The organism is Paracoccus sp. SCSIO 75233 (genome assembly GCF_027912675.1).
Classification (GTDB): Bacteria; Pseudomonadota; Alphaproteobacteria; order Rhodobacterales; family Rhodobacteraceae; genus Paracoccus.
Genome location: NZ_CP115757.1, coordinates 1,186,059 through 1,198,366, shown reverse-complemented (window position 1 = coordinate 1,198,366; position 12,308 = coordinate 1,186,059). Strand labels below are relative to the sequence as shown.

Below are 12,308 nucleotides of genomic sequence, written 5' to 3'. Positions count from 1 at the left end.
CGCGGGCCGAAAGCCGCGCGTTCCTCACCCGCTGCTGATAAATGCTAAAACACACAAATATTGATTTCCAGGTGATGGTACCGCCTCCCCGGCTTGAACGGGGGACCTCTGGATCCACAATCCAGCGCTCTAACCAACTGAGCTAAGGCGGCACAGTGGGCGTCGTTTAACGACAACCGCGCGCCGATGCAAGGCCGGACTTGCCGCAAAATTGCGATCGGGATAGGACGGTAAAAAAGGAACGCAGCATGGGCATCAACAGCGAAAGCGATATCGCGGCCAATCTTCAGATCGGGCCAACGGATCAGGGCATGGTCCGCATTTATGTCGAGGGCGAAGGCGTCGAATTGCCGCTGGATTTCGACCCGGACGAGGCCACCGAAATCGCTGAGGAACTGATGGCCGCGGTCGAGGTCGCCCGTTCCATGGCGGCCCCTAAGGGCAAAAAGGGCAAGCCCCGGCGCTGAGCCTTAACCCGGCTGCGCCGCGCCGGGATCGGTCAGCGCCTGAAGCCGGATCGCGGCGATGCGGGCAATGTCGCGTGTCAGCCGCGTCCGCCGCGCCCCCGCCATCTTCGTCAGCGGCGCATCGCGCAGGATCTCCGCCCCATAGGCATCGGCGCGGATCAGCCCGGTGTCTTCGGGCAGCAGCGTGTCGGGGAAATCGCAATCGACCGCCCAGAAGAACCTGTCGCTCCATTCCAGATAGGATTGCCATTTCCGGTCGCTGGTGAAATCGGCCCGGCTGCTTTTGCATTCCACGATCCAGATTTCGCCCGCCGGAGAGATCGAGATCACATCCAGCCGCAGCCCGCGCACCGGCACAAACTCGCAGATCGCCGCGTGATCAAGGCTACGCAGCATCCGCGCCACGCCGCGCGCCAGCCGGAAGCCGGGTTGATCTGGCAATGTCGGATCTGTGGGCTGATGGTCCATACGCGCATCATGAACAAAACGAAAACAAACCGCAATCCCCCGCCCCTGCCCTTGAAACGCGGTGCGGCTGCTTCTATCTGCTGTTTCCGGCGAGCTTCTGCTCTTCGCGTGAGGGCCACTTTTTCCACTGGCCTATAATTTCTCGATGGGAGCTGGCTCTGTCATGGCCCTGGTCATGTTACCCGGCGCCCACCTGGTGCTCCAGGCTTTCGGGAAAACCTGCGCACCCACGGTCGCTGCGGTTCTCGCCACACGCCGCCCCTGTCAGGGGCGGTTTTTTGTTACCGCCAATGAAAAAGGGGCGGCCCAAAGACCGCCCCTCCGAGAGACTTATGATCCGAGGGAACAGGATCAGAAGCCATACACGAGCGAAACGCCCAGCGTATTGTCCGTGCGGATCTCACGGTTTTCCTGATATTCGGTCGCGTAGGAAACGCGGGTCGAAAGCTGGTCCGACATGCGGAAGTTCACACCGAATTCGTTGACGATCTCGTCACCGGCCGAATCCGACGAGATATAGTCGGTGTCATTGGTGATGAAGATATTGTCGTTGAAGCGATGGTACAGACGCGACGAGGCGATGTAGCCGGTTTCGGTGTCCGAAGCCAGATTGTCGCTTTCGGTGAAGTCGACCGCCTGGGTGTAACGCACGCCCAGACCCGCCTGAACGCGCCAGGTGGTGTCGGCAGTGTTGATGATGCGGTAACCCGGACCGAAGCCGAGGAAGGCATCACGCTTTTTCGCGCCGTTCAGCTCGGCAATTTCGTCGAGCGTCAGTTCGCCGTCATTCATCCGGTCGAGATTTTCTTCGACCATGCCGTCCTGATTGATCCGGCCCAGAGCGAAGGCATAGAAACGGTCGTTGAAGTAATACTGCGCGTCATAGATCGCGTAGGTTTCTTCAGCGTCCTTGTCACCGTCGGAGTCCTCGCCGAACTCGATGCCCAGACCGACGGACTGTGCGAACGGGCCCTGGTTATAGGACATGCGACCGGCCAGTGCGAAATCCTGGCTTTCGTCGTTCCCGGTGGAGCCGGCATAGGTCATCGAGATGCCGCCGAACAGGCCCTGACGGCGGTCCTGCGGGCCGAAACGCTCAGCGTCGTTGGAGCGGTCGAAATTATCCTCAACGGCGTCCTCGATGTCGTCCAGACGATCATTCACTGCCGTGATGCCGGTGACATCGGCGCCAGTGGAGATTTCGCTCTGAGCGAAAGCCGGGACCGAAAATACGGTTGCGATGGCCGTCGCGCTCGCGAGAAGGGCAACTGCTTTCATGGTTTCAATCCTCATTCTTGATATGAGCGCTTTCTGGTGCGCGTCATTTCCGAGGAAAGAGCTAGTGTCGATCCGGGGCGGTTTCCATTGCCGCCGTGACGATTGGACTGTTACCGAAAATGTGAAGATTTGACATGAAACTTCCGGCGAGTTTCCCGAAGCCGCAACCAAAAGTTGCTCAAGCGTTTTACTTTCAACGGGTTGCGTGCATGTGGCAGTTCCGCATCACGGTAAACATTTGATAGCTTCCGGCCACGTTCCGTTACATTTCTGTAATACAATTCTGCAAACCGTGATGGCCGCGTTGCGCGAATACAACAAGCGCGCCGAAATCGACCTGTCGATTTGGACAGTTTTTGTGCAGTTCTCGGCGGTTTTTGGCTCAGTTCCGGCGGGATTGACCTTGCGCAGGCACGGTCGCGACCTGGCGCTGCGCGGCTGGTTTCCAGATACGGACCCTGCGTCCGCCGCTTTTGCCGCCGCCATCCTCGGCCATGCTCATCACCGCAATCGCGAATTGCACACCCGCAAACAGCACTGTGTGGAACACGATCAGCATCAGCACCGCGACCCAGCCGCCCGCGACGGAGGTAATCAGATGCCGAAGCTGGACAATATCGAACGCAATCAGCCCGGCGACGAAAATCACCGCCAGAACGAAGCCGATGGCGATATTGACGATATAAAGCCGGATGAGCTTGGGCATCGCTTTCTCCTCGTGAAGCGGGCCAAGCCTAACAGCGATTCGGCAGAAAGAAAGCGGCGATTTGCCGCAGCGCGAAAATTGTGAACGGCAGGTCCGCGCCCGCCGAACAGGATCGGGCTATTGTCCGAACGCCCCCGGCGTCGCTTCGCGCGCCATATGGTCAAGCACGGCATTGACGAATTTCGTCTCGTTCCCCTCGGTAAAGAACGCGGCGGCGACGGAGACATATTCGCTGATAATCACCCGCGGCGGCGCCTTGGCGGCAACCAGTTCAGCCCCGGCGGCGCGGAATACGGCACGCAGAACCGGGTCGATGCGGTCGATGGGCCAGCGCGCGACAAGCGCCCGGTCGGTCATCTGGTCGATCCGGCCCTGCCATGTCACCGCATCATCCAGAATGCGCCCGAACAGCGCTTCATCCGCGTCCGGCGCGACCTCACCCTCAACCTCGGCCCCGATGCGCCAATCCTCGAACTCGCGGCGGACGCGGTCGGAGGATTGTCCTGCGGCTTCCATCTGGAACAGCGCCTGAACGGCGTAGAGCCGCGCCGCGCCGCTGCGGCGGCGGCGTTCGTCCTGTCGTGTCTGGCTGCTCATGCGCCGGTCGGTCCTTCCAGTCGTCCTGCCAGCCGGATCGGATCGCGATCCTCCAGATCGGAGGAAGGCTGCCGGCGAATGGGCGCGTATTTGCGCGACAAATGAACCAGATGCAAGGCCGCAGCCGCCGCTCCGCCGCCTTTATTCTGACCGTTGGGATCGGCACGGACCGCAGCCTGATCCATATTTTCAACCGTCAGGATACCATTGCCGATGGCGTATCCCTCCAGCCCCAGCAAGGTGAGCCCGCGCGAGCTGTCATTGCAGACCGTGTCGTAATGCGTCGTCTCCCCCCGGATCACGCAGCCAAGCGCCACGAAACCGTCAAACCGCCCGCTGCGCGCCGCCATGCCGATGGCCGTCGGGATCTCAAGCGCACCCGGCACCTCGACCAGATCGACGACAGCGCCCGCCTGCGCGGCAACCGCCCGTGCGCCCGCGACCAGATCATCGGCGATGTCGCGGTAATACGGCGCGACAACGATCAGCAGCCGGGGGGCGGTTTCGAAAGCCGGCAGCGGCACTTCGTAATGAGAGCTTCCGGCCATGCTCAGTCCTTTCCGGCAATCGGGCGGGTTTCGACAATCGACAACCCATAAGCCTCCAGCCCGACCACTTTCACCGGGGCGGAGTTGGTTAGCAGGATCAATTCATGCAAGCCAAGCGCCGACAGGATCTGAGCGCCCAGCCCATATTGGCGCAGCGTGTGCGGGCTTGCAGCACCTTCCATCTGGACGGTCTGGGTCAGGTCACGGATCAGCACGACCACGCCGCGCCCCTCTGCCGCGATCTGCGCCATCGCGCCGGGCAACTCGCCGCCATCACCAATGCCCAGCACATCCTGCAACGGATCGAGCGCGTGCATCCGCACCATCACAGGTGCTGGCGTCGACAGATCGCCCTTCGACAGAACGATATGCTCCGCGCCCTGGGTTTCATCGGCAAAGACCCGCATCATCCAGTCGCCGCCGTGGATCGAATGAACCTGCCGCTGCGCCCGTTCCGCGATCAGATTGTCGTGGCGGCGGCGATAGGCGATCAGGTCGCTGATCGTGCCGATCTTCAGCCCGTGTTTCTGCGCGAACGCCACCAGATCCGGCAGCCGCGCCATCGAACCATCCTCGTTCATGATCTCGCAGATAACGCCTGACGGGTTCAGCCCGGCCAGCCGCGCGACATCGACGGCAGCTTCGGTATGCCCGGCGCGGACCAGCACCCCGCCATCGCGGGCGCGCAGCGGAAACACATGGCCCGGCGTGGCGATATCCGTGGCCCCCTTGGTCGGATCAATCGCCACGGCAATGGTGCGCGCCCGGTCATGGGCGGAGATGCCCGTGGTCACGCCCTCCCGCGCCTCGATCGACGCCGTGAAGGCGGTTTCGTGGCGGCTGGAGTTCTTCGGCGACATCAGTGTCAGCCCAAGCGCGTCGATCCGCGATTTCGGCAGCGACAGGCAGATCAGCCCGCGCCCATGCGTGGCCATGAAATTGATCGCATCCGGTGTTGCCATCTGTGCGGGGATAACCAGATCGCCCTCATTCTCCCGGTCCTCATGATCGACGAGGATGAACATGCGCCCATTGCGCGCGTCCTCGATGATCTCCTCAATCCCGGAGATGGCGTCCGACCAGTCGCGCTCGACAGGGCCCGGTTTTTCATACTGCATTTATGGCTTCTTTCTCATCGGCTTCCGATTCGGTGGCGCAAGGATATATGACCCCCGGCAGGCTGGCGAGCAATGCCGGGCGGGCAACACCCGGAACGGCACGTCACGTCCTCATCTGCGCCGGTCTGTCGCAGCATCTGCGCTGGTCAGTCGCAGCGTCGGCCCCCGGCGGTCGCGGCCCGGATCAGACCGCCACGCCGCCGCTTGCAGCCCGTCCGGTTTCGGCCAGAAGCACAGGCCCGATCCCGGCCAGCGGCACCAGCCGTTCCGCGCCGCCATTTTCCCACGCCATACGCGGCATGCCCCAGATGACCGAACTCGCCCGATCCTGCGCCAGACAGACCGCCCCTGCCCGTCTGAGCGCCAGCATACCGGCCGCACCGTCCTCCCCCATCCCAGTCAGCAGCGCGGCCACGACGCGGCGCGCCATCGGCGTCGCAGAGTTGAACATCATATCGACCGAGGGCCGATGGCTTTTGACACGCGGCAGATCGTTGAACCGGCAGCTTGCGGGCGAACCCGCCGTCAGCGTCACATGCAGGTCGCGATCCGGCGCGAACAGGATGCGGCCCTGTGCCAAGGGCTCACGATTGGCGGCGACGCGGATTTCGGGCGCATATCGTTCGTTCATCCGCTTCGCGAAACTATCGATAAAGCCGCCGGACATATGCTGGACCACCAGCATCGGCGGGCAGTTTTCCGGCATCGTCGCGATGACCCGCTCAAGCGCGTCGATCCCGCCGGTCGATGCCCCGATCAGCACGATCTTGCGGTTCCAGCGGAAGGGGGGCGCATCCGGTGGCGGCTGGTCCGCTTTCTGCGGCAAGGTGGCACGGAAATTCGATTTCGCCGCGGCGAGCACAAGCGGCGGCAGTTCCGCGAATGCCGCTGCCGCATCACCGGGTCGCGGCTTGCCGAAACACTCGATGGCACCGGCAGACAAGGCCTCGACGGCGGCGGCGCTGCCGCTGCGGGTTTCTGACGACACCATGATGACCGGCATCGGTCGGCGCTGCATCAGATCGCGCAGGAAGGCCAGCCCCGACTGGCCGGGCATTTCCACATCCAGCGTCAGCACATCGGGCGAAAGCCGTTCAATCGCCTCCGCCGCTTCGCTGGCATTGGCGGCCTCTCCGACGATCTCGATCCGGGCCTCAAGCGCCAGCCGCTGACGGATCAGCCGCCGCATGGTCTGGGAATCGTCAATAATCAGAACGCGCACTGGTTTCATGGGTCAGGCGCGCGGTTTGTGTCGTCGTGGGTCTGCTGCATATGGCCGTCCTATCTGCCTTGTGACGGCAATGGCAGGAAGCCATGAACAGGCGTTTAACGGGATCGCTCAGCCCTGCCAGCGGCCCAGCAAAGCCAGCGAAAGCCGCGAGAAATTCTGCCTAAAAATCGAAATATCGGCAGATTTCCCATCCCGCACCGCCATCAGCCGTGCCCGCGCCCCGGCCCCTGCATAAAGCGCCGGAGCAACCCGCCGCCCGACCCCGGACCGAAGCCCGCGAACAGCGTCGAACGCCGCCAGCCCGGTTTCGGCCAAAGCCGCCAGCCTTGCGGGGCTTTCCGGGAACAGCCCCATATTCATCGCCCGTATCCGGTCATAGACCCCCAGCCACGCGGCCAGCCCCGCCCCGCGTGCCTGCAACCGGATCAACTCCGCATCGCCGTCATATCCGCAACCCAGTGCCGCCAGCGACATCAGATTGCCGGTGCAGCCGTCGATATGGTCCAGCAACTCCGCGTCATCCCTGAACGGCTCGCGCAGCGCATCCCGCCTGCGCGCATCCACCAAAGCGGAAAGCGGCGCGATCTCGCTGCCCCAAGCCTCATAAAGCGGCGTCGCCACCTCATGCGCGGCGGGCGCTTCGCCCTTCACCATCCCGGCGATCTGATCGGCCCAGAATTGCAACCGCATCTCGTTTATCAGCGGCTCCTTGGAGGCGACCGCCGCCCGCGCAATCTCCAGATTGGCCGCGTAGAGCGTTGCAAGCCGGGGCCGGTCCCGCGCCTCCGCCGCCATGACGCTGGCGAAACGGTCGGGATCGGCCTCGCGCAGCATGGCAGCGCAGTGATCGGGTGTCACGGGCGCTCACCGTCGCGGATCAGCTTCCAGACAATCGCGTCATGCAGCGCCTCGAAACTTGCATCGACGATGTTCGGGGAAACGCCGACGGTCGACCAGCGCTGCCCCTGCCCGTCCTCGCTGTCGATGGTGACCCGCGTGACGGCTTCCGTCCCGCCCTGCGTAATCCGCACCCGGAAATCGACCAGGCGCATATCGTCAATGGTCTCCTGATACGGCCCCAGATCCTTCGCCAGGGCCCGCCACAGCGCGTTGACCGGGCCGCGATCATCGGCGTCGCCTTCACCATGCGACTCGCTCACCGACATGAAACGCTGCCCGCGAAGCTGGACGACCACGACCGCCTCCGACACCGATATCTGCTGGCCCACGGCATTGCGCCGCCGCTCGACAATGACCCGGTAACGCTCCACCTCGAAGAAATTCGGCAAAAGGCCCAGATGCCTGCGCGCCAGCAATTCGAAACTCGCCTGCGCCACGTCATAGGCATAGCCCTGATCCTCGCGCAGCTTGATCTCCGTCAGGATCGCGGCGAGATCGGCGCTTTCCGGCAGCTCCATCCCCGCCTCCGCCAGCCGCGCGCGCAGATTCGACTGCCCGGCCTGATTGGACATCGGGATGATGCGGGCATTGCCGACCGCCTCCGGCGCGACATGTTCGTAGGTGGCGGGGTTCTTGACGATGGCGCTCGCATGCAGCCCGGCCTTGTGGGCGAAGGCCGACGGGCCGACATAGGGCGCACCGGGCGCAGGCGCGCGGTTCAGGATCTCATCCAGCCGCCGAGAGGTTTTCAGCAGCGATTTCAGCGCGTCCCGGCTGATCTGCGGCACCAGCGGGGCGAATTCCTCCCTCAGCGCCAATGTCGCGATCAGCGTGGTCAGATTGGCATTGCCGCAACGCTCGCCCAGCCCGTTCAGCGTGCCCTGCACCTGCCGCGCCCCGGCCCGGATCGCCGCGAGGCTGCATGCCACCGCATTGCCTGTGTCGTCATGGGTGTGAATGCCGAGCCGGTCGCCGGGGATGCCCGCCGCAATCACCTCCGCCGTGATCGCGCCGACCTCATGGGGCAGCGTGCCGCCATTCGTATCGCACAGCACGATCCACCGCGCCCCGGCATCGCGCGCTGCCAGCAGGCATTGCAGCGCATAATCCCGGTTCGCCTTGAAGCCGTCAAAGAAATGTTCAGCGTCAAAAAGCGCCTCCCGCCCCAGCCCGACAATATGAGAAAGCGAGGCACGGATATTCTCGACATTCTCGTCCAGCGTGATGCCAAGCGCCTCATGCACATGGAAATCATGGGTCTTGCCGACCAGACAGACGCTGCCGGTCCCGGCGTTCAGCACCGCCGCAAGCACCTCATCATTGGCGGCAGAGCGACCTGCCCGCTTGGTCATCCCGAAGGCTGTCAGCGTGGCCTTCGTCGCGGGCGGGTTCTCGAAAAACTCGCTGTCGGTCGGGTTCGCACCGGGCCAGCCACCCTCGATATAGTCCAACCCGAGCGCATCGAGCATCCGCGCAATCTCGGTCTTCTCGCTGGCAGAGAACTGCACGCCCTGTGTCTGCTGGCCGTCGCGAAGGGTGGTGTCGTAGAGGTAGAGGCGGTCAGTCTGCATCATATTTCTCGAAGCTTCGTGGGAGAAAAATTCGGCGTTGGACACCAAGATGTGCCATCCGCCTCGTCGGTGAGGGATACTCCTGCCGCTTCAAAGCCATTTCTGATTGCATCAGCCCGCTCAAAGTTGCGAGCACTGCGAGCGGCTGCCCTTTCTTCGAGAAGATTCTCTATCAAGTCTTCAATCTCATCATCAATGGACGCGTTTACATCCGAGTAAATCCAGTCGGCTGATTCAACGTCCAAAAGCCCAACCAATTGAGCCGAAGCCGCCAACTCTGATGCTGCTCCACGCCTCGCTAGTTCATGCATTGCAGCAAGCGCTGCAGCCGTGTTTAGATCGTCAGACAGCGCACGGACAACTGTTTCGGCCGGAAACTGTGCTGGCTCGACACACGCCACCATGTCATGCCACTTGCGCAAGGTTGCCTCGGCCTCCCGCAGCTTCTCCGCCGTCCAGTCCATCGGCTTTCGGTAATGCGTCATCAGCAGCACAAACCGGATCACCTCGCCCGGTATTCCCTGATCCAGCAGGTCGCGGACGGTGAAGAAATTGCCCAAAGATTTGGACATCTTCTTACCCTCAACCTGCAGCATCTCATTATGCAGCCAATAATTCGCCATCACCTTGCTGCCATGCGCACAGCGGCTCTGGGCGATTTCGTTTTCGTGATGGGGGAATTGCAGGTCGATGCCGCCTGCGTGGATGTCGAACACATCGCCCAGCAGTTCCGCCGACATGGCCGAGCATTCGATATGCCAGCCCGGACGGCCCCTGCCCCACGGAGACGCCCAGCCCGGTTGCTCACCCTCTGACGGTTTCCACAGCACGAAATCCATCGGATCGCGCTTGAACGGTGCCACCTCGACCCTTGCACCTGCGATCATGTCGTCGAGCGAACGCCCCGACAGCTTGCCATATTCGTCGAATTTGCGGACCTCGAACAACACATGCCCCTCGGCGGCATAGGCGAACCCCTTGGCGATCAGCCCCTCGATCATGGCGATCATCTGGGGGATGTAATCCGTCGCCCGCGGTTCCTGCGTCGGCCGCAGCGCGCCGAGCGCGTCCATATCGTCATGATACCAGCCGATCGTCTCTTCGGTGATGTCACGGATCGCCCGCCCGGTTTCCGCCGCCCGCGCGTTGATCTTGTCATCCACATCGGTGAAGTTGCGCACATAAGTCACGGCACCCGCGCCATACACATGCCGCAGCAGCCGGAACAGCACGTCGAACACCACCACGGGCCGCGCATTGCCCAGATGCGCCCGGTCATAGACGGTCGGCCCGCAGGCATAGACGCGGATATTGCCCGGATCTATCGGGTCAAACCGTTCCTTCTTGCGGGTGCGCGTGTTGGTCAGATGGATGTCGACCATGAAGTCCCCCTTGCGGGACCCTGCTCACAGCATCTTGCCCCGCATGTAATGCGTCAGCGGATAATGCAGCAGATGGTGCGGCGAGCGAACATGCCCCCGCTTAGCCGATAAGCGCGGCGCTGCCAAGTCCATGCGGCAACGCGCCCCGTTAGCGCCGACAGGCTTGCCCGACCGCGCCGCCCCCCCTATGCAGGCGGCAACGCATTTTCATCAGGAGGACAAGATGGCCGCGCCAAAGGATTTCAATGACCGGATGCTTTCACTGGGGCTCGCGCGGGTTTCGGAAGCGGCGGCCCATGCCTCTGCCACGCTGATCGGGCGCGGCGACGAGAAGGCGGCGGATCAGGCGGCGGTCAACGCCATGCGCGAACAGCTGAACAAGCTCGACATCAAGGGCGTCGTCGTCATCGGTGAGGGCGAGCGGGACGAAGCCCCGATGCTTTATATCGGCGAAGAGGTCGGCGCGGGCAACGGCCCGGAGGTCGACATCGCGCTCGACCCGCTGGAAGGGACCACGCTGACCGCCAAGGACATGCCGAACGCCCTGACCGTGATCGCCATGGCCCCGCGTGGCACGCTGCTGCACGCGCCCGACGTCTATATGGACAAGCTGGCCATCGGGCCGGGATACGACAAGGATGTGGTCAGCCTCGACATGACCCCGACCGAGCGGGTGGAGGCGCTGGCGAAGGCGGGCGGCGTGAAGCCTTCCGACATCACCGTCTGCATCCTCGAACGCCCCCGCCACGAGGATCTGATTGCCGAGGTCAGGGCCACGGGCGCTGCGATCCGGCTGATCACCGATGGTGACGTCGCCGGTGTCATGCATTGCGCGGAATCGGAGATGACCGGCATCGACATGTATATGGGCGCGGGCGGCGCGCCGGAGGGCGTGCTGGCGGCCTCGGCGCTGAAATGCATGGGCGGGCAGATGTGGGGCCGGCTGCTGTTCCGCAATGATGACGAAAAAGGCCGCGCTGCGAAGGCCGGGATCACCGATCTGAACCGGATCTATTCCCGCGATGAAATGGTGACGGCGGATGTGATCTTCTCAGCCACCGGTGTGACAAACGGCTCCATCGTGCGCGGCGTGAAACGCGAGCCGAAATATCTGGAGACGGAAACCATCCTGATGCGCTCCAAAACCGGCTCCGTCCGCCGGATGATCTACCGCAACCCGATCCGCTGATATGACCGAAAAGGGGGCGCTCGCGCCCCCTCTGGCCTGACGGCCATTCACCCCCGAGGGTAGTTCCACGAAAACAACAGCGGCATGATATAATTGCTAAATATGTCGCTAGTCTGCTGAGCAAATGTAGGATATCCTAAGGTTATACAAGAGATTTTCCCTGCATGTATTTAAATTCGTTATAGAATCAGCTAGTGATTGTTTTACAGGACGGAACGGTATGGATAACACATGCGAAGCCCCTTGCCCGACATGAGCGGCCAAAACTCAGACCAACCTGAGTCAGGTTCAGATTTCAACGCACTCAAGGCAGAGAATGCTGAGTTGAAACAGCAACTTGCCGCGCGAGTTGAAGATATCGTCCTCCTCATGCAGCATACGGAGGCGGATCGGCAGAACAGCCGAAAATCTGATCAGGCGCTCATCCAAAAACTGCGAAAACAACGCGACGATGCCATGTCCGATCTGATTTCCGAACGTGCCGTTTTCCTGGATAAATTCACCGAACAGCGGGATGCTTACGAGGCAACACTCGCTGAATTCAGCTCCAGCTTGTCCTGGCGCATTACCAAGCCTCTCCGTGGTTTAAAGGGACTGATCGCTCGGTTACGCGGCTAGTTTCCTTCTTTCAGTTTTTTTGATCTCGCGCGGCAAAAGGTTTCCTTTACCGTAAACCGCCATGTCGCGACCGCCTTCGGTCTGATAAGACCGCTCGCCCCGACGATTTATAACCCTACCCCGCTAGGTACGCAGTATGAATAAATCCCATATACGTCATCTTTTTCAGGCTGCCGAAATTCTCGGGCAATATGGACGACATGCGTCTCAGAAATTCTTAATGGACGCCGCTCTC

13 protein-coding genes and 1 tRNA gene are annotated in these 12,308 nt (G+C 62.1%); 3 read left to right on the top strand and 11 right to left on the bottom strand.

The genetic code is table 11. From position 1 onward, the window contains the following. Window positions 1-75: 75 nt before the first annotated feature. Window positions 76-152, bottom strand: a tRNA-His gene (locus PAF12_RS05830). A 96-nt stretch (window positions 153-248) separates the two neighbouring features. Between PAF12_RS05830 and PAF12_RS05825 the strand changes: the two genes are divergently transcribed. Next, on the top strand, window positions 249-467 hold the full coding sequence (locus PAF12_RS05825; protein WP_271109120.1) for a DUF6324 family protein: 219 nt from the start codon (window positions 249-251) through the stop codon (window positions 465-467). 3 nt (window positions 468-470) lie between these two features. Here PAF12_RS05825 and PAF12_RS05820 read toward each other — a convergent pair whose 3' ends face one another. The 10 genes from PAF12_RS05820 to cysS all read right to left on the bottom strand — a co-directional run bounded on the left by PAF12_RS05820 (window position 471) and on the right by cysS (window position 10,266). Beyond that, window positions 471-935, bottom strand: a complete 465-nt coding sequence (locus PAF12_RS05820; protein WP_271109119.1) for an MmcB family DNA repair protein — start codon at window positions 933-935, stop codon at window positions 471-473. 351 nt (window positions 936-1,286) lie between these two features. Further along, entirely contained in the window at window positions 1,287-2,213 is a 927-nt protein-coding gene (locus PAF12_RS05815) for a YdiY family protein (protein WP_271109118.1), read from the bottom strand. A gap of 382 nt (window positions 2,214-2,595) precedes the next feature. Beyond that, a complete protein-coding gene (locus tag PAF12_RS05810; protein WP_271109117.1) occupies window positions 2,596-2,919 on the bottom strand; it encodes a hypothetical protein in 324 nt (107 codons plus the stop codon). Window positions 2,920-3,036: 117 nt separating this feature from the next. Next, entirely contained in the window at window positions 3,037-3,516 is a 480-nt protein-coding gene (nusB, locus tag PAF12_RS05805) for a transcription antitermination factor NusB (protein ID WP_271109114.1), read from the bottom strand. Continuing rightward, window positions 3,513-4,064, bottom strand: coding sequence for a 6,7-dimethyl-8-ribityllumazine synthase (locus PAF12_RS05800; RefSeq protein WP_271109113.1), 552 nt, complete (start codon window positions 4,062-4,064; stop codon window positions 3,513-3,515). The genes nusB and PAF12_RS05800 overlap by 4 nt, the downstream gene beginning before the upstream one ends. A gap of 2 nt (window positions 4,065-4,066) precedes the next feature. Beyond that, window positions 4,067-5,182 carry a 3,4-dihydroxy-2-butanone-4-phosphate synthase gene (gene ribB / locus PAF12_RS05795; protein WP_271109111.1) on the bottom strand — a complete coding sequence of 372 codons (1,116 nt, stop codon included), beginning with the start codon at window positions 5,180-5,182 and terminating at the stop codon, window positions 4,067-4,069. A gap of 184 nt (window positions 5,183-5,366) precedes the next feature. Then, window positions 5,367-6,413, bottom strand: coding sequence for a chemotaxis-specific protein-glutamate methyltransferase CheB (cheB, locus tag PAF12_RS05790; RefSeq protein WP_271109109.1), 1,047 nt, complete (start codon window positions 6,411-6,413; stop codon window positions 5,367-5,369). Between the two features lie 108 nt (window positions 6,414-6,521). Beyond that, window positions 6,522-7,271 (bottom strand): squalene/phytoene synthase family protein, encoded by a 750-nt coding sequence (locus PAF12_RS05785; RefSeq protein WP_271109108.1) that lies wholly within the window; start codon window positions 7,269-7,271, stop codon window positions 6,522-6,524. Beyond that, on the bottom strand, window positions 7,268-8,884 hold the full coding sequence (gene cimA / locus PAF12_RS05780) for a citramalate synthase (protein WP_271109106.1): 1,617 nt from the start codon (window positions 8,882-8,884) through the stop codon (window positions 7,268-7,270). Before cimA ends, PAF12_RS05785 begins: the two co-directional genes overlap by 4 nt. Then, window positions 8,884-10,266: a cysteine--tRNA ligase gene (gene cysS / locus PAF12_RS05775; RefSeq protein WP_271109104.1), complete on the bottom strand. Its 1,383-nt coding sequence runs from the start codon at window positions 10,264-10,266 to the stop codon at window positions 8,884-8,886. Before cysS ends, cimA begins: the two co-directional genes overlap by 1 nt. Before the next feature lie 223 nt (window positions 10,267-10,489). Between cysS and glpX the strand changes: the two genes are divergently transcribed. Together glpX and PAF12_RS05765 are read left to right on the top strand one after the other, a co-directional pair. After that, the gene (gene glpX, locus PAF12_RS05770; protein ID WP_271109103.1) at window positions 10,490-11,455 is read left to right on the top strand and encodes a class II fructose-bisphosphatase; all 966 of its coding nucleotides are present in this window, start codon (window positions 10,490-10,492) and stop codon (window positions 11,453-11,455) included. Between the two features lie 252 nt (window positions 11,456-11,707). Further along, on the top strand, window positions 11,708-12,073 hold the full coding sequence (locus tag PAF12_RS05765) for a hypothetical protein (RefSeq protein WP_271109102.1): 366 nt from the start codon (window positions 11,708-11,710) through the stop codon (window positions 12,071-12,073). Window positions 12,074-12,308 lie beyond the last annotated feature (235 nt).

Excerpts from the sequence above, each read along its gene's own strand:
- PAF12_RS05810 (WP_271109117.1), bottom strand. The coding sequence starts at position 2,919 with ATGCCCAAGCTCATCCGGCTTTATATCGTCAATATCGCCATCGGCTTC.
- PAF12_RS05815 (WP_271109118.1), bottom strand. The coding sequence starts at position 2,213 with ATGAAAGCAGTTGCCCTTCTCGCGAGCGCGACGGCCATCGCAACCGTA.
- PAF12_RS05820 (WP_271109119.1), bottom strand. The coding sequence starts at position 935 with ATGGACCATCAGCCCACAGATCCGACATTGCCAGATCAACCCGGCTTC.
- cysS (WP_271109104.1), bottom strand. The coding sequence starts at position 10,266 with ATGGTCGACATCCATCTGACCAACACGCGCACCCGCAAGAAGGAACGG.
- cheB (WP_271109109.1), bottom strand. The coding sequence starts at position 6,413 with ATGAAACCAGTGCGCGTTCTGATTATTGACGATTCCCAGACCATGCGG.
- ribB (WP_271109111.1), bottom strand. The coding sequence starts at position 5,182 with ATGCAGTATGAAAAACCGGGCCCTGTCGAGCGCGACTGGTCGGACGCC.
- PAF12_RS05800 (WP_271109113.1), bottom strand. The coding sequence starts at position 4,064 with ATGGCCGGAAGCTCTCATTACGAAGTGCCGCTGCCGGCTTTCGAAACC.
- PAF12_RS05765 (WP_271109102.1), top strand. The coding sequence starts at position 11,708 with ATGAGCGGCCAAAACTCAGACCAACCTGAGTCAGGTTCAGATTTCAAC.
- nusB (WP_271109114.1), bottom strand. The coding sequence starts at position 3,516 with ATGAGCAGCCAGACACGACAGGACGAACGCCGCCGCCGCAGCGGCGCG.
- glpX (WP_271109103.1), top strand. The coding sequence starts at position 10,490 with ATGGCCGCGCCAAAGGATTTCAATGACCGGATGCTTTCACTGGGGCTC.
- cimA (WP_271109106.1), bottom strand. The coding sequence starts at position 8,884 with ATGCAGACTGACCGCCTCTACCTCTACGACACCACCCTTCGCGACGGC.
- PAF12_RS05825 (WP_271109120.1), top strand. The coding sequence starts at position 249 with ATGGGCATCAACAGCGAAAGCGATATCGCGGCCAATCTTCAGATCGGG.